Annotated in this window: 17 protein-coding genes; 15 read left to right on the top strand and 2 right to left on the bottom strand. The window is 40.3% G+C overall.

Features of this window, described 5'->3' with window-relative positions; genetic code table 11:
* The first annotated feature begins 14 nt into the window (after positions 1-14).
* The 13 genes from ACSC9N_RS07220 to pyrF all read left to right on the top strand — a co-directional run bounded on the left by ACSC9N_RS07220 (position 15) and on the right by pyrF (position 9,927).
* A complete protein-coding gene (locus ACSC9N_RS07220) occupies positions 15-416 on the top strand; it encodes a type IV pilus modification PilV family protein (protein ID WP_005401157.1) in 402 nt (133 codons plus the stop codon).
* On the top strand, positions 413-1,033 hold the full coding sequence (gene gspJ, locus ACSC9N_RS07225) for a type II secretion system minor pseudopilin GspJ (protein WP_005401158.1): 621 nt from the start codon (positions 413-415) through the stop codon (positions 1,031-1,033). The genes ACSC9N_RS07220 and gspJ overlap by 4 nt, the downstream gene beginning before the upstream one ends.
* 78 nt (positions 1,034-1,111) lie before the next feature.
* Positions 1,112-2,062 (top strand): type II secretion system minor pseudopilin GspK, encoded by a 951-nt coding sequence (gene gspK / locus ACSC9N_RS07230; RefSeq protein WP_010326849.1) that lies wholly within the window; start codon positions 1,112-1,114, stop codon positions 2,060-2,062.
* A gap of 122 nt (positions 2,063-2,184) precedes the next feature.
* Positions 2,185-2,781, top strand: a complete 597-nt coding sequence (locus ACSC9N_RS07235) for a 6-pyruvoyl trahydropterin synthase family protein (protein ID WP_004696854.1) — start codon at positions 2,185-2,187, stop codon at positions 2,779-2,781.
* 41 nt (positions 2,782-2,822) lie between these two features.
* On the top strand, positions 2,823-3,536 hold the full coding sequence (ung, locus tag ACSC9N_RS07240) for a uracil-DNA glycosylase (protein WP_004696856.1): 714 nt from the start codon (positions 2,823-2,825) through the stop codon (positions 3,534-3,536).
* Positions 3,533-4,654, top strand: coding sequence for an enoyl-CoA hydratase/isomerase family protein (locus tag ACSC9N_RS07245; RefSeq protein WP_005401160.1), 1,122 nt, complete (start codon positions 3,533-3,535; stop codon positions 4,652-4,654). The genes ung and ACSC9N_RS07245 overlap by 4 nt, the downstream gene beginning before the upstream one ends.
* 5 nt (positions 4,655-4,659) lie before the next feature.
* Positions 4,660-5,160 (top strand): tRNA adenosine(34) deaminase TadA, encoded by a 501-nt coding sequence (gene tadA, locus ACSC9N_RS07250; RefSeq protein ID WP_005401161.1) that lies wholly within the window; start codon positions 4,660-4,662, stop codon positions 5,158-5,160.
* 75 nt (positions 5,161-5,235) lie between these two features.
* On the top strand, positions 5,236-5,667 hold the full coding sequence (locus ACSC9N_RS07255; protein WP_010326848.1) for an SRPBCC family protein: 432 nt from the start codon (positions 5,236-5,238) through the stop codon (positions 5,665-5,667).
* A gap of 17 nt (positions 5,668-5,684) precedes the next feature.
* Positions 5,685-6,368, top strand: a complete 684-nt coding sequence (cmk, locus tag ACSC9N_RS07260; protein ID WP_005401162.1) for a (d)CMP kinase — start codon at positions 5,685-5,687, stop codon at positions 6,366-6,368.
* A 113-nt stretch (positions 6,369-6,481) separates the two neighbouring features.
* The gene (gene rpsA, locus ACSC9N_RS07265; protein WP_004696863.1) at positions 6,482-8,158 is read left to right on the top strand and encodes a 30S ribosomal protein S1; all 1,677 of its coding nucleotides are present in this window, start codon (positions 6,482-6,484) and stop codon (positions 8,156-8,158) included.
* A 161-nt stretch (positions 8,159-8,319) separates the two neighbouring features.
* Positions 8,320-8,625: an integration host factor subunit beta gene (locus tag ACSC9N_RS07270; protein ID WP_004696865.1), complete on the top strand. Its 306-nt coding sequence runs from the start codon at positions 8,320-8,322 to the stop codon at positions 8,623-8,625.
* 17 nt (positions 8,626-8,642) lie between these two features.
* A complete protein-coding gene (locus ACSC9N_RS07275; protein WP_004696867.1) occupies positions 8,643-9,008 on the top strand; it encodes a lipopolysaccharide assembly protein LapA domain-containing protein in 366 nt (121 codons plus the stop codon).
* A 238-nt stretch (positions 9,009-9,246) separates the two neighbouring features.
* On the top strand, positions 9,247-9,927 hold the full coding sequence (gene pyrF, locus ACSC9N_RS07280; protein ID WP_004984814.1) for an orotidine-5'-phosphate decarboxylase: 681 nt from the start codon (positions 9,247-9,249) through the stop codon (positions 9,925-9,927).
* Between the two features lie 127 nt (positions 9,928-10,054).
* Here the strand turns inward: pyrF and ACSC9N_RS07285 are convergent, their stop codons facing one another.
* On the bottom strand, positions 10,055-10,963 hold the full coding sequence (locus ACSC9N_RS07285; RefSeq protein ID WP_010326845.1) for a lysine exporter LysO family protein: 909 nt from the start codon (positions 10,961-10,963) through the stop codon (positions 10,055-10,057).
* Between the two features lie 45 nt (positions 10,964-11,008).
* Positions 11,009-12,514, bottom strand: coding sequence for a flavin-containing monooxygenase (locus ACSC9N_RS07290; RefSeq protein ID WP_010326844.1), 1,506 nt, complete (start codon positions 12,512-12,514; stop codon positions 11,009-11,011).
* Between the two features lie 148 nt (positions 12,515-12,662).
* Here ACSC9N_RS07290 and ACSC9N_RS07295 point away from each other — a divergent pair, with 148 nt between their 5' ends.
* Both ACSC9N_RS07295 and zapE read left to right on the top strand, forming a co-directional pair.
* A complete protein-coding gene (locus tag ACSC9N_RS07295) occupies positions 12,663-13,670 on the top strand; it encodes an AraC family transcriptional regulator (RefSeq protein WP_010326843.1) in 1,008 nt (335 codons plus the stop codon).
* An 85-nt stretch (positions 13,671-13,755) separates the two neighbouring features.
* Positions 13,756-14,907, top strand: coding sequence for a cell division protein ZapE (zapE, locus tag ACSC9N_RS07300; RefSeq protein WP_010326842.1), 1,152 nt, complete (start codon positions 13,756-13,758; stop codon positions 14,905-14,907).
* Positions 14,908-15,222: the final 315 nt, after the last annotated feature.

Genomic DNA, 15,222 nt, shown 5'->3' on the forward strand with positions numbered 1-15,222 from the left:
CAGCTTGCGCTCGGATGAAACATTATTTCATTAATCCTCACTCAGGATTTACATTGCTGGAAGTGATGGTGGCACTGGCTATTTTTGCTACAACAGCGGTCGCTTTAACCAAAGTGGGTATGCAATATACTCAGTCTACTGGACATGCGATTTTACGTACTAAGTCACAATTTGTTGCCTTGAATGAAATTTCGATGATGGAAATCAATCGTGATTGGCTACAAGGCACGGCCTCTAAACAAATCACCCAACAAGGTGAAACTTGGCAAATTGATAAATCAGCGCAAGCAACGATCAGTACTAATGTGCAACGCGTCAATGTACAAGTGAGCTTGGTGAATACTGAAACTGGAAAAGTAGATTCGGGTGTTACGAGTTTAGTTTTTTTCAACCATCGTGATGGAAGCCAACCATGAAAAAACGCTCAGGCTTTACTTTGGTTGAGTTATTGGTGGCAATCGCGATTTTTGCTGTGCTTTCAGCTTTGGGTTGGAAGGTTTTTGATTATCTGATCAAGATTAAAGAGCGTAATACCCAACATGAACAGCGCTTAGGTCAGCTACAAGAAGCATATCAACAAGTGTTACGTGACACTGTGCAAATTGTACCAGTTACTGCCAATGTTGCGGGGCAGGTTCAACCCGCAGTCATGTTGCAAAATGGTCAGTTGACCTTTAGTAAAACTGGCGTGACTGATCCTTTAATGCAAGGCATACCGCCTGAAGAGCGAGTTGAATATATTTACAAAGCAGATGAAAAAAAACTGTACCGTTATAAATATAAAAATTTAAATCAAACCGGTAATGATCAACCAGAAACCAGTGTTTTACTTGATTCAGTTGATCAATTTCAAATTATGTTACTCAATCCCAATGAAATGGCACAATGGCCTGAGGTGGCATTGAGTGAAAATGATGTAACTCAGGCAAAAATACTACCGCGCGGTTTAAAAATAAACCTCACTGTCAATGAAGTGAGTTATGAATGGGTGTTTAGTTTATTAAATACAGACTTTTTAAAACAAAAAAATTAAGTTGCAGGATATGAAACTCACGGACTCTATGCAAAACCATTTTTCCTTAAATGTCTTCGTTGTAAATAGGTGGATGTTTTGAAGCGCTCTCAGCATGGCATTGCATTGATCACCATTTTGGTGATGGTGGCTTTAGCAACCATCCTTGCGGCTACGATTGCGCAACATCAGCGCAATACCGCAGAGAGTACGGGTTATTTAATGCGACAAAACCAAGCTCTGTTATACGCAAAAAGTGCTGAAGCTTTTTTTTCTGAGCTGTTGGTGGATGATGCTCAAAATGCAGCAGAGGTCGATCATCTACAAGAAACGTGGGCGAAGCCCATGCCTGCTTTTCCAGTGGAAGATGGTTTTGTTTCTGGGCGTTTAGAAGATGAGTCAGGAAAATTTAATTTAAATGCTTTAGTTAAGTCGGATAAAAAGCCGAATGAGGCTGCAAAACTTTGGTTTGAAAAACTGTTGGTACGTGTGGGGTTGCCTGCGCAACTTTCAGAAGCAGTGATTGATTGGCAAGATGAAGATGATGAAGTCAGTGGGCCGATGGGTGCTGAATCTGCTTATTATCAAAGTTTAGCTCAGGGTTACTTGGCGCCAAATCGTGCTTTTTATAATGTTGAACAGTTGAAGTTGGTGCGTGGGTTTGAGGGGCGTAACTATCAACTGATTGCACCTTATGTGAGTGCTTTGCCGAATAATGAATTAAAGGTGAATGTAAATACTGCACCTGCACTGGTGTTGGCTAGCATTGATCCTAAGTTGGATGTATCTGCTATTCAAAATTTACAAAAGCAAAGACAGGCCAATCTGGAGCATTTTTCCAATGTTAATGAACTATGGGAGGTTGATCCATTTAAACAAGTGGACGAGGCTCAGCGGGCTGCTGTTAATGATTTTCTCGGGGTTCAATCGAACTATTTTAAAGCTAGAATTGAAGTATTGCTGAGTGAGCGTAAGCGTCAGTTTAGTGCTGATTTGGTGCGAAAAGATCAGGCGGTATATGTGGCCTATCGGAGCATGTCAGCGTTTTAAAGGATAGATATAAGACTGATATGATTTACCAATTGGATTGAACAATAAAATAAATGAGCATAGGTTTACTTTTGCTTTATAATTAAAGTCAATTCTCAGAAAGTTTGATTGCATTACGGCATATGTTAATTCGTAAGTTATTTAAGTTTGAAAATGCCCATATTGTACGTAACTGTACATCGGATCGTTGTAAACGCTCCATTCATGGTCACAGTTATAAAGTTGAATTACTCCTCAAAGCATCAAAATTAGATCATGGTCAAATGGTTTATGATTTTGGCTTGCTGAAAGGGGTGATTAAAGACCTTTATGACTCTTTTGATCATGCGATTTGTTTTTGGCAAAACGACGATCCAGAATATATCCAAGCATGTAAAACATTTAGTGCACGTTGGGTGTCGCTGCCTGTTTCGCCATCGGCTGAACAATTTTCACGTATTTTCTTTTATCTTGCACAGCAAGTACTCGCGTCGACCGTGACTCAAAACGGTGAAGGCGATGTGGAAGTGTACTCGGTGATTGTGCATGAGACTGATACGGGCTATGCGCAGAGTTTTATTGAAGATATTGAAAATACACAGATGGGGCTTTTAGATTTAAGCCAGATCGAGTTTTCAGAACAAATCCAAGCGGAATGGGCGGATACTGAAATGTATACCAAATTAAAAGAAGGTATCCAATTTCACAATCCGAATGTAGAATTGCAAGTCAAACTGTGAAATTTGTCACGGAATATACAGTAAGGGAATAAGGCGCAAGTATGTCTTTAACAGAACAACAGCAAACCAAGCTTGATAAAATTCAGCTGGATGCCAGTTGGAAACATGGATTAAGTGACTTTTTGCTTAGTACTAAGATGGATGCGTTAAAGCAGTTTCTTGTTACAGAAATAAAAGCGAATAAAGTGATTTATCCGCCAAATGCGCTGATTTTTAATGCATTTAATACGACGCCTTTGGCGAATGTAAAAGTGGTAATACTCGGACAAGACCCATATCATGGGCCGAATCAGGCACATGGGCTCAGTTTCTCTGTGCAAAAGGGGCTTGCTTTACCACCATCTTTACGTAATATTTTCCATGAGTTAAATAAAGATTTAGGAATTGATATTCCTAAACATGGGGATTTAACTCGTTGGGCGCAGCAAGGCGTTTTGCTGTTGAACAGTGTATTAACCGTTGAAGCTGGTCAACCCACATCACATCAAAAACAAGGTTGGGAAGATTTTACCGATCATGTGATTGATGTTTTGAATGAACAGCGCGAACATATTGTTTTTATTCTTTGGGGAGCATATGCGCAGCGGAAAGGACAACGGATTGATCAAGAAAAGCATTTGGTGTTAAAGGCGGCACATCCGTCACCTTTGGCAGCAAATCGTGGTGGATTCTTCGGTTGTAAAGTTTTTTCAAAATCCAATAATTATCTTAAACAACATGGCATTGAGCCTATAGATTGGCAGCTGGACGCATGACATATTCTCCCGTTTCTAAAAACTACCATCCAGATTTGATTGTAGAAGAAGCAAAAAATGGTTGGCGCATTGTTCGTCTGAATAGACCAAAATCACTTCACGCTTTAGATGAAACGATTGTTTCAGTTTTATTTGAAGTGTTTCAAGATTTTCATAGCGATGACGCAGTAAAAGCCATTTGGTTGGATTCAACCACACCAAAAGCATTCTGTGCGGGTGGTGATGTACGTAAACTTCGTCAACTGGTGATTAACGATGAAGTTGAAACAGCCAATCAGTTCTTCGAGCAAGAATATGCTTTAGATTTATTACTACACAACTATGCTAAGCCTGTCTTGGTCTGGGGTGAAGGTTATGTCATGGGCGGTGGTTTAGGTCTGTTTATGGCCGCGCCATTTCGTTTGGTGACACCGCATTCACGTTTAGCGATGCCTGAAATTAATATTGGTTTGTACCCAGATGTGGGTGCAACGCGTTTCTTGGCGGATCGTGGAGCAATTGGTTTGTTCACGGGCTTAACGGGTTCAATCATGACGGCTGCGGGCGCATATGGTATTGGTTGGGCAACACACATCTGTGATGCGCAGCGTAATACGGTGCTTGAGAAAGTTATTAATATCGACTGGAGTCATTATCCAGCAGGTGATTTTAGAGCCATTGATGACACATTAAACAGTATGCATCGTCCTGTAGGTCCAGGTCCATTACAGAACTCTTTGGATGTCATTCATAGTGTATGTCGTGGTGTGAACTTCGAGCATGATTATGATGCTATTGTTGGTTTAAGTGATGCGCGTAGCGATTGGCTTCGTCAAGCCAGTGAGAACTTACAAAAAGGCTCACCAACAACTGCTGCATTAACATGGTTGCTATGGCAGTGGGGCAAGCAGGTTCATTCTTGGAATGAAGTGTTCGAGCTTGAAACCCAAATTTCGGACTGGAAAATCCGTCATGCAGACTTTGTTGAGGGTGTGCGTGCGCGTTTAGTGGATAAAGACTTGTCGCCAGCCTGGAAACAAGGGGCTAGTAATAGCTTAAAGGGTATTTTCGCTGGTAATCCACCAACAACGAGTATTGAAAGCTGGAATGAACTCCTTAAACATTACGATGTAATCTAATCTTTATGACTGATGTTTTAAAAATAGATAGTGAATGGATGCAGCTTGCTTTAGAGCAGGCTGCTATTGCAGCGTCAAAAGGTGAAGTCCCTGTTGGGGCGGTCATTGTGAGTCAAAATAAAATTATTGGTTCTGGCTTTAATGCTCCTATTACGCTAAATGACCCTACCGCGCATGCTGAGGTTCAAGCACTTCGCGATGCTTGCCAAAATACACAAAACTATCGTTTGCCTGATGATGCGGTCATGTATGTGACACTTGAGCCTTGTACTATGTGCGTGGGCGCTTTGGTGCATGCACGCGTTTCAAAAGTAGTCTTTGGTGCGACAGAGCCGAAAGCTGGCTCTCTTATAAGTGCACGTAAATTATTTGAAACGGGTTATTATAATCATCAGTTCTTGGTTGAGTCGGGTTGTTTACATGAGCAATGCTCACAGCAGCTCAGTCACTTTTTTAAAATGCGCCGCGAACAAAAGCGACTATCCCGTCTACAAGAAAAGGGATGAATCCATTCGTAAAATAATAATTTCATGTAAAATGAAATGACAATAATTATTGTCAAATAAGGCGTTGGAACCACCATGAATAATATTCAGATTAAAAAAGAATTTAATGCACCCGTAGAGCAGGTATTTGATTTACTTTCTAAACACTCAACGTATAACGTTGCTTTTGCACCAGTTCAAGTTGTGCGAGTGAAAGATTCAGCAGATCCAGAACGTCCGGATGGGCTTGGTTCTGTACGTCGTATGGGGTTTGGTCCAATTAAACTGTTGCAAGAGCAAATTACATTAATGAATGTGAATGAGCGTATTGAATACAAGATTATTAAAAATCCACTCATCAAACATCATTTGGGTATTATTGAGTTTGAGCCGATTGACTCGAATAAAACGTTAGTGACCTATACGATTGAATTACAAGCACGTGCACCTTTTGTAAGTAAATTAATCCTTGCACAGCTTAAATCTGCGATTAAACTAGGTTTTTCAAAACTCGCTAAATCTGTATAACAAACTTTGGGTAAGCAATGACAGTTCAAATAATCACAATTGATGGTCCAAGTGGTTCGGGTAAGGGCACACTAGCTGCGAAAATAGCAGCTCATTATCAATTTCATTTACTTGATTCGGGAGCGTTATATCGCTTGTTGGGCCTGTCATTGCATCAACAGGATTTGTTGGATGCTTTGTCAAGTGAATTGAGTCAATGTGTCGAAATTGCTAAACATTTAGACATACAATTTTTAAGTTCTGCACAAGGCACACAAGTCTTGCTCAATGGTGAGGATGTTAGTCAAACCATTCGAACTGAGCGAGTTGGTGAGTTTGCATCAAAAGTTGCAACAATTCCTGAGCTTAGAGCTGCGCTGGTTGATCGCCAGCATGCTTTTGCACAAGCACCGGGCTTGGTTGCAGATGGTCGAGATATGGCCACATCCATCTTTCCAGAGGCTCAAGCCAAGATTTATTTAACCGCTTCAGCCCAATCTCGTGCTGAACGCAGAGTAAAGCAGTTGCAGGGTATGGGGCTGGATGCTAAAATAAACGATATTTTAGCTAATATTGAGGCGCGTGATAAACGTGACATGGAGCGCGAAGTTGCTCCACTCAGACCAGCAACTGATGCCTACATCATTGATAGTTCTGAATTGAACATTGATGAGGTGTTTCAGCTTATGATGGCTTATATTGATAAGCAATTAGCAAACTAACGAATTTTTATATTCAGCAGAAGCATAGCTTGATCAGTTCAAAATGGACTATGTAGACGCTTAACTAAACCGGCCTTGTCTGATCCAAGACCGCTGACTTTATCAGGTATATCATGACCGAATCTTTTGCAGCCCTCTTTGAAGAAAGCGAATTAAACCTCAACGTTGAAAAGGGTGCTGTCATCCAAGGCGTTGTAGTAAACATCGATTCTGATTGGGTAACAGTTGACACTGGCCTTAAATCAGAAGGTATTGTTGACCGCGCTGAATTCTTAAATGAACAACGCGAACTTGAAGTTCAAGTTGGCGACACTGTTGATGTTGTTGTTGAAGCGCTTGACAACGGCATGGGTCAAACAGTTTTATCACGTGAAAAAGCGAAACGTGCTGAAACTTGGACTAAACTTGAAAAAATCTTTGAAGACGGCGAAATCGTTACTGGTGTTATCTCTGGTAAAGTTAAAGGCGGTTTCACTGTTGACATCGGTCCAGTTCGTGCGTTCCTTCCAGGTTCTTTAGTTGATACTCGTCCTATTCGTGATACTACTCACTTAGAAGGTAAAGAGTTAGAATTTAAAGTAATCAAACTTGATGCTAAACGTAACAACGTTGTTGTATCTCGTCGTGCTGTTATGGAAGCTGAATCTTCAGCTGACCGTGAAGCTCTTCTTGCTCAGCTTGAAGAAGGTCAAACAGTTACTGGTACTATCAAAAATCTTACTGACTACGGCGCATTCGTTGACCTTGGCGGTATTGATGGTCTTCTTCACATCACTGACATGGCTTGGAAGCGTATCAAGCACCCATCAGAAGTTGTTGAAGTTGGTCAAGAAGTTACTGTTAAAGTACTTAAGTTTGACAAAGAACGTAACCGCGTATCTTTAGGTCTTAAGCAATTAGGCGAAGATCCATGGTTAGCGATCATGAACCGTTACCCTAAAGGTTCAATCGTTAAAGCTCGCGTAACTAACTTAACTGACTACGGCTGTTTCGCAGAAATCGCTGAAGGCGTTGAAGGTTTAGTACACGTTTCTGAAATGGACCACACGAACAAAAACATCCACCCATCTAAAGTTGTTCAGATTGGTGATGAAGTTGATGTTATGGTTCTTGAAGTTGACGAAGAGCGTCGTCGTATTTCTCTTGGTATCAAACAAACTCGTGCTAACCCATGGGAAGAGTTTGCTAAGAATCACGACAAAGGTGAAAAAGTTTCAGGTACGATCAAGTCAATCACTGACTTCGGTATCTTCATCGGTTTACCAGGCGGTATCGATGGTCTAGTTCACTTGTCTGACATTTCTTGGAACGAACAAGGCGAAGAAGCTATCCGTCGTTACAAGAAGGGTGACACAGTTGAAGCGGTTATCTTGTCTGTAGACGCTGAAGGCAACCGTATCAGCCTTGGCATTAAGCAAATGAACAGCGATCCGTTCAACGATTTCTTAGCTGCTAACGAACGCGGTGCACTTGTAAAAGGTACTGTAACTGCTGTTGACGCTCGTGGCGCAACACTTAAGTTAGCTGACGAAGTTGAAGCGACTCTTAAAGCATCTGAAATCAACCGCGACCGCGTTGAAGATGCAACTAAGTTCCTTGAAGTTGGTCAAGAAGTTGAAGCGAAAATCATCAACGTAGATCGTAAATCTCGCTCTATCAACTTGTCTATCAAAGCGAAAGACGAAGCTGAAGAGAAAGAAGCAGTTGCTAACTTGAAGACAGCAACTACTGGTCAAGACAATGGTCCTAAGACTATTGGTGATTTGATCAAAGCTCAAATGGGCAACTAAGTAGATGTTTGAATTGTATTGTTAATGTAAGTTAACTAATACTTTTTACACAAATACAATAAACGGTAGCGTAGTATTCACTTATTACGCTACCGTTTTGTATTTAAACAGGTTATTATCAATCTATCTACAAGGTAGCTTGATAATTAAAGAGGTCGCAGATGACTACTGAAGCACTTAATAAGTCTGACTTAATAGAGCGTATTTCTCTTAAAAACCCGCACTTAGCAGAGCCATTAGTGGAAGAAGCTGTTAAGATTATGATTGATCAAATGATTGCATCTTTGTCTTCAGATAATCGTATTGAAATTCGTGGTTTTGGTAGTTTTGCACTCCATCACCGTGAGCCTCGTGTTGGGCGTAATCCTAAAACGGGTAAGTCGGTAGAAGTGGCTGCTAAAGCTGTTCCACATTTCAAACCAGGTAAAGCATTACGTGATGCAGTAAACGAGACTGCAGGCGAATAAAATTTATTGGGGTGCTTATGCGTTACGTATTATTCGCATTATTAATTGTACTGTTTGGCTACTGCCTAGCTTTGGTACTACAAAACGGAACTGAGCTAACCGTTGATCTGTTGTTTATACAGGTTCCAGCAATGCGTTTAGGTCTATTGTTATTATTGACAATGGCTTTAGGAATTGTGTTGGGTTTGTTAATTGGTGTTCAGGTATTTCGTGTATTCCAGAAAGGTTGGGAAATTAAGCGACTACGTAAAGACATTGATCACCTTCGTAAAGAGCAGATTCAATCCGCTCAGCTGGCTGCTGCTGAAGCTGCAGCACATACAAGACATGAGAAAACGGTGTTAGATATCAATCCTAATGATCGTCCATCTACACCGCTTTAAGCCACAATATGAATTAAGGTTTTTATCTTAGAAGTATTGAAGCAAGTTTGATTTAAACGCCTTTGGATATATAGCCAAAGGCGTTTTTTATTGTGCTTTAATATATTGATAACTATATAAAAAGTATATGAATAAAGAACTTAGTTTAAATTTTAAATAGTTTTTAGAAAAATAGTCTTGGTCGTTTTGGGCTTAATCCGTATAATGCCATAATTTTGTGAGTTTGAAGGGTCTCCCCATGAGTATTATTGTTGCCTTAGACGCAAAAAGTCATTATGACGCAATGACGATTGCTGGGCAATTAGACCCTCAATTATGCCGTGTAAAAGTCGGTAAAGAATTATTTACCCATGAAGGCTCATCTATTGTTAAAGCTTTACATGGTGAAGGCTTTGAAGTCTTTTTAGATCTAAAATTTCACGATATTCCAAATACGACTGCGCAAGCGGTATGTGCTGCTGCAGATATGGGTGTTTGGATGGTAAACGTCCATGCTTCAGGTGGCCGTAAAATGATGGAAACCTGCGTTGAGCGCTTAAAGGCTGGCAACTATAACACTCAACTAATTGCAGTAACGGTGTTAACCTCAATGGGCCGTGAAGACTTAGCTGATATTGGTCTGGATATTGAACCATTTGAACAAGTCAAACGTTTAGCAAAACTGACTAAAGATAGTGGTTTAGATGGTGTGGTATGTTCAGCGCAAGAAGCAAAAATGCTGCGTGAGGCTTTGGGTTCAGAGTTTGCATTGGTAACACCGGGCATTCGCCCTGAGGGCTCAAGTGCTGATGACCAAAAGCGTATCGTAACGCCAAAACAGGCAATGTTAGACGGTGCAACACATCTAGTGATTGGTCGACCAATTACACAGTCTGCAAACCCATGTCAGATGCTCAAAGATATTTTAGCGACGCTTTAAGCATCTAGAAATCTAAAAAGCCTTTCATTTGAAAGGCTTTTTTATGGATTAAATTTTAAAAAGAATTGTTGGTGAGCGAAGTGGCAATAGCAAAATAAAAAGACAGAATTGAATAGAGCACCATGCTTTACAGAGCCGCCAATACACTGACGACAATCGGTGCCAAAACTGACAGGATGAAACCGCTCACCATGGCATGTGGAATAAAGTCATTCCCACAGGCTTGTTTGACCATCGGAAGGGTGACATCCATTGCTGTAGCTCCTGCAGATGAAATCGCAGAGCGAGGGTAACGCCAGCCAATGATGTACATAGACACAATCGCAAAAATTTCTCTGAACAAATCATTCATCAGAGCAATACTGCCTAAATGTGCATTCTTTAACTCCGTGACCACAATGCCAGTCATGGAGTAGAAACCATAACCTTGAGACAACATAATCAGATCTTTTAGTTGAATGCTCGGCACAAAATAGCCAGTTACAAACGCCCCGATAATTGAACCTAGAATACAACCAAGTGGAACGAGCAGGATTTGCCAGTTCAACCATGAGCGATCTAGTGGGGAATAGGCTAAATCAAGCCCGATCAGGAACATGAAAACCAGTAACAAGTTCCATGTGCTGATATGAAGCATATAGCCGAAACTTGAAGATAGCTCTGCCAAACCATAACCCAAGGCCAGTGCGATAAATGCATAACTGATATTGATTAATGATTTGCTCACAAGGCTCATGTATACTTTGCCATGACTCGGTTGGTAGCCTAAAAGTTTAAATAATATGTAACAACAGATAAAAGCACCGATACTGGTCATAACTGCTAAAAGCGCTGCATGATTGAGTATCTGCCAAGGTTCGGCAATGCTATGCAAAGTCGTTGAAAACTCAATCGCAATTGCGATTAAGAGAATATACGTAAAATAGGGTAGGATTTGAAAGGCAAGTCGTTCAAGCCATTTGGGTAAACGACGCGCCAAAACAAATCCAAGTGCTAAACAAATAAGAAGCTGAAAAATCAACCAAAACGATTGCATGTCAAATAAAGTGTGAAAAAATACTAACTTATTATGACCGCGATCTTAATTTATTGCTTGACTATCTTGCTTAGAATTTAAAAAACGATAGTCTGCTGGATTGGCTTTTCGTGTTTTTAGCCAATACTTCCATGTATAGCTGGGCCATAAAGAGAAATTTTTCCCGTCCGCTTGTTGATACCAGCTGACACAGCCAGATTGCCAAATGGTATCTGTAAATTGACTTTGTACATGGTGATTAAATTGGTCTTGAGTATCTGCTTTCACAACGATTGCTTGAGATTGGGTTTTTTCTGTCATCTCGATGAGCTGTAGAATGTAATTTACTTGTGACTCAATCATAAAAATAACTGAGTTATGACCTAAGACTGTATTGGGCCCTAAAAGCTGAAATAAGTTTGGGAAACCTTTGGTGCTAATTCCATAGTAACTTTCGGCCCCATCTTGCCATGCGTCTGTAAGCTCAATATGATTCAGCCCTGTGCAGCTAAAGGATTTAAGATAAATACGAGGGTCAGTCACAAAACCTGTACCATAGATGAGGCAGTCAATTGCACGCTTTTTTCCATCTTTGGTGATGATACTGTCCTCAGTTAATTCCAAAATATCATTGGTAACCAACTCCACATTTTTACGGTTGAAGCTTGGATAATATTTGTTGGAGACCAGGATGCGTTTACAACCCATAATATAGTTGGGAATTAACTTATCTGCGGTTTCAGGATCTTTGACTTGATGGTGAATATACGTTTCTGCTAGTTTTTGTGCATATTTCATGACCTGTGGTTTCATAATGGGAACTACACGAGATTCATTTGTCCAATACAGACGAGCTCGATGAATTTTTCGAAACCAATCAAATCGATTAAACAGTGTTTTCTCAATGGGTAAATAACGACGTTCATCCCGAGGAATAACCCATGCTGCTGTCCTTTGTAGTACGTAAAGTTGTTTCACTTTTTCTGCAATTTCAGGAATATATTGAATCGCGCTTCCCCCAGTGCCAATAGAGGCAACATTTTTATTGCTGAGGTCATAGTTATGATCCCACTGTGATGAATGGAAAACTTTGCCCTTAAACTTCTTGATGCCCGCAATATGTGGAATTTGTGGTACATGCAGTGGACCAGATGCGAAAATGACAAATTGAGCGGTCAGAGTTTCATTTTGATTAAGGGTGAGTTGCCATAAACACTGATTATCTAAGTAATGTGCAGCACTGACTTCGGTGTGAAAGCGGATATAAGGCTGCAATTGATGCTCAGCGGTAAGTGTTTGCATGTATTGATAAATTTCAGGTGCTTCAGCATAACGTTTAGACCAGTCGGTCTTGGGTGAAAAAGACAAGGAGTAGAGATGTGACTGTACATCACAAGCAGCGCCCGGATATTGGTTTTCACGCCATGTGCCACCTATTTCACTGGCTTTTTCCAAAATTACAAAATCACGAATATTATTTTGCAAAAGGCGAATAGCCATCGCTAAACCACCAAAGCCTGCACCAATAATGGCGATTTTTACCTGCGGGGGTGTTGAATTTGCTGCCTGCATTTGTTTTTCCTTTTTGTTTTACTTTATTGTAGAGCAACTATCCAGAAGGTCTATGATAGCCCTGACAAGAAAATTGATAGATTCGGCAATTGTTGTACGCTAGGTGGCTGTAGTAAAACATAGGCCAATATTTTGCTTTTAATTGATTATGAAACGTTCTGTACTTGGCTTGATGTATTTGATTCAAGGAATGCGTAAAGCAGGAGTCGCAGTCGATCAAAAGTTACAAAGCATTGGCTTACGTGTGGAGTCGCTTGATCCGAATGCGATCATCCATCCTGCTCTAGAGTGGGATATTTTGAAAATCATTGCAGAGGATATTGAGCCTGAGCAAGGCTTGTTCATTGGTCAGCATTATGTCTTGGCAGGATATGGCCCTTTACTGATGTTATTGATGACCAGTCCAACGACACATACCGCGTTAGAACAGGGTATTCGCTATCAAAGTTTGACACATTTGAGTGGCTTATTGGGTTTAAAAAAACAAAATGATCAAGTCGCACTGTGTTATCTACCACGAGACTTGCAAACACCTGTGGGACAGTTGCGTGCACATTCTGAAATAGCGGGAACCTATAAGTTTTTACAAGATATTTATAAGATGATTGGGCTGGAAATGCCTGAGATTCGAATTACTTTACCTGTTGCACGACCTGATGATGCGAAAAAACTGGCGCTCTACCAGCAGGTTTATGGTCAGCAAGTCAGTTTTGGTACGCAGCAAGCTGAATTTTGGTTTGATGAATGGGTTTTAAATGTACCAATTCCCTCAGCAGATTTGATGACATTTAACGTTTATGCAGGCAAATGTCAGGTGGAATTACAACGTTTGGAAGAAACGGCAGAACAGCCGAGTCTGATTCAGCGGGTACAGGATTATTTGGAGTTACAACGTGGTTTACTGCCGACCATGGCTGAAACCGCACAAGCGTTGAATTTGCCAGAGCGAACCTTAAGACACCAGTTGCAACAGTTAAATAGCAGTTATAAACAAATTCGTGAGCAATTAATGAAAGACCGTGCACTACATTTAATGGAATATCAGGAATATTCCATTGAAATGATTGCAGAGTTATTGGGTTACTCGGAGCCTGCAGCCTTTAATCATGCATTTAAACGGTGGTTTGGTTACAGTCCACGACAATATGGGAAATAGCCTAAGCATAATTATGCCAAAGTGTTATATATTAACTTTTCCACTCCGTTATAATTGATATAGCCTAAAAACAGTATTAAATGATATGTCAGATTTTAATTCACCTACCGCATTCAGTCCCTTATCTCCTGCAGAGCGTTATGCTCAAGCCTTAGCATCCGGGCAGTTCATGTCTGATGAGGCACAAGCTCAGGCCGTTCATGAGCTGGATCGCGTATGGCATGAATTAATTCAACGTTTTAAGGCATCTAAAAAAGCATTCCGTCGTTTCCGCCGTCAAACTTCTCCCCGTGGTGTATATATGTGGGGTGGTGTAGGTCGTGGTAAAACATGGTTGATGGATCAGTTTTATGACTCAATTCCATTTCGTCGTAAAACACGGATGCACTTTCACCATTTTATGCAACATGTACATCGTGAGCTCAACAAGCTTTCAGGTCAGCGTAACCCTTTAGATGCGGTTGCAGATCAAATTTATAAAGAAGCAGTGGTCATTTGTTTCGATGAGTTCTTCGTCTCGAATGTGACGGATGCCATGATTCTTAGTGATTTGTTCCAAAAGCTTTTTGCACGTGGCATTACCTTGGTGGCAACCTCAAACATTGCGCCAGATGGTTTATATAAAAACGGCATTCACCGTGATCGTTTCATTCCAACCATTGAAATGGTGAAGCAGCAGTGTGTGATTTTAAATGTAGATGCAGGCGTGGACTACCGTTTGCGTGTTTTAAAGCAAGCGCAACTCTTTAAATCACCTTTAACACATGAGCACCAACGCTGGATCGCACAGCGTTTTAGCGCATTGACACAGACTCAAAACATTTCAGATGAGCCGATTATTATTAATAATCGTATTGTAGAAACGGTCGGTCATACTGAAGATGTTTTATGGTGTGAGTATTCAGAGCTGTGTTTAAAACCACGTAGTCCTGCTGACTTTATCGAAATTGCAAATATTTATAATACGGTGTTGGTGAGTAATGTTCCGCATTTGACCGATTATCTTTCTGAAGGCACACGTCGTTTTATTTATCTGGTCGATGAGTTTTATGACCGTGGGGTAAAACTGATTTTAACCTCAGAAGATACAATTATTGAATTGTACTCTGGTGATAAATTAGCCTTTGAAATTGAACGCACGCGTTCACGTTTATTGGAAATGCAATCAGATGATTACTTGAATGAAGCACATCGACAAATACAAGCTGAAGCAAGTAAACAACAAGAAGAAATTTAAAAATATAAGCACCCAAAAGGGTGCTTTTTTTATGTGCATTTTCATCGATTAATTTATCGACTTTTTTGAATAATCATGGCTTAATCAGGATTGAAAATAGGGAGAATATTGGTTTTAAGTGTAAAAAATATACAAAACTGCACTTAAGTCTAATTTCGGCATTTCAAAAACTTAATAAACTACTAAAGAGCATTTTGTAAATTGATAATGCTTGTGCCTTGAGCAGTATTTTATTTGGTAGTTTGTATACTTTATTAAATAAAAAATGATCACTATTTCGCACAGTGATATTACTATTCAGCCAAGTTTAAATCG

It is taken from the genome of Acinetobacter sp. PC34 (genome assembly GCF_051789135.1).
Taxonomy (GTDB): domain Bacteria; phylum Pseudomonadota; class Gammaproteobacteria; order Pseudomonadales; family Moraxellaceae; genus Acinetobacter; species Acinetobacter johnsonii.

Excerpts from the sequence above, each read along its gene's own strand:
- gspJ (WP_005401158.1), top strand. The coding sequence starts at position 413 with ATGAAAAAACGCTCAGGCTTTACTTTGGTTGAGTTATTGGTGGCAATC.
- zapE (WP_010326842.1), top strand. The coding sequence starts at position 13,756 with ATGTCAGATTTTAATTCACCTACCGCATTCAGTCCCTTATCTCCTGCA.
- ACSC9N_RS07270 (WP_004696865.1), top strand. The coding sequence starts at position 8,320 with ATGACTACTGAAGCACTTAATAAGTCTGACTTAATAGAGCGTATTTCT.
- ACSC9N_RS07220 (WP_005401157.1), top strand. The coding sequence starts at position 15 with ATGAAACATTATTTCATTAATCCTCACTCAGGATTTACATTGCTGGAA.
- ACSC9N_RS07275 (WP_004696867.1), top strand. The coding sequence starts at position 8,643 with ATGCGTTACGTATTATTCGCATTATTAATTGTACTGTTTGGCTACTGC.
- pyrF (WP_004984814.1), top strand. The coding sequence starts at position 9,247 with ATGAGTATTATTGTTGCCTTAGACGCAAAAAGTCATTATGACGCAATG.
- ACSC9N_RS07290 (WP_010326844.1), bottom strand. The coding sequence starts at position 12,514 with ATGCAGGCAGCAAATTCAACACCCCCGCAGGTAAAAATCGCCATTATT.
- cmk (WP_005401162.1), top strand. The coding sequence starts at position 5,685 with ATGACAGTTCAAATAATCACAATTGATGGTCCAAGTGGTTCGGGTAAG.
- ACSC9N_RS07255 (WP_010326848.1), top strand. The coding sequence starts at position 5,236 with ATGAATAATATTCAGATTAAAAAAGAATTTAATGCACCCGTAGAGCAG.
- tadA (WP_005401161.1), top strand. The coding sequence starts at position 4,660 with ATGACTGATGTTTTAAAAATAGATAGTGAATGGATGCAGCTTGCTTTA.
- ACSC9N_RS07235 (WP_004696854.1), top strand. The coding sequence starts at position 2,185 with ATGTTAATTCGTAAGTTATTTAAGTTTGAAAATGCCCATATTGTACGT.
- ung (WP_004696856.1), top strand. The coding sequence starts at position 2,823 with ATGTCTTTAACAGAACAACAGCAAACCAAGCTTGATAAAATTCAGCTG.
- ACSC9N_RS07295 (WP_010326843.1), top strand. The coding sequence starts at position 12,663 with ATGAAACGTTCTGTACTTGGCTTGATGTATTTGATTCAAGGAATGCGT.
- ACSC9N_RS07285 (WP_010326845.1), bottom strand. The coding sequence starts at position 10,963 with ATGCAATCGTTTTGGTTGATTTTTCAGCTTCTTATTTGTTTAGCACTT.
- rpsA (WP_004696863.1), top strand. The coding sequence starts at position 6,482 with ATGACCGAATCTTTTGCAGCCCTCTTTGAAGAAAGCGAATTAAACCTC.
- ACSC9N_RS07245 (WP_005401160.1), top strand. The coding sequence starts at position 3,533 with ATGACATATTCTCCCGTTTCTAAAAACTACCATCCAGATTTGATTGTA.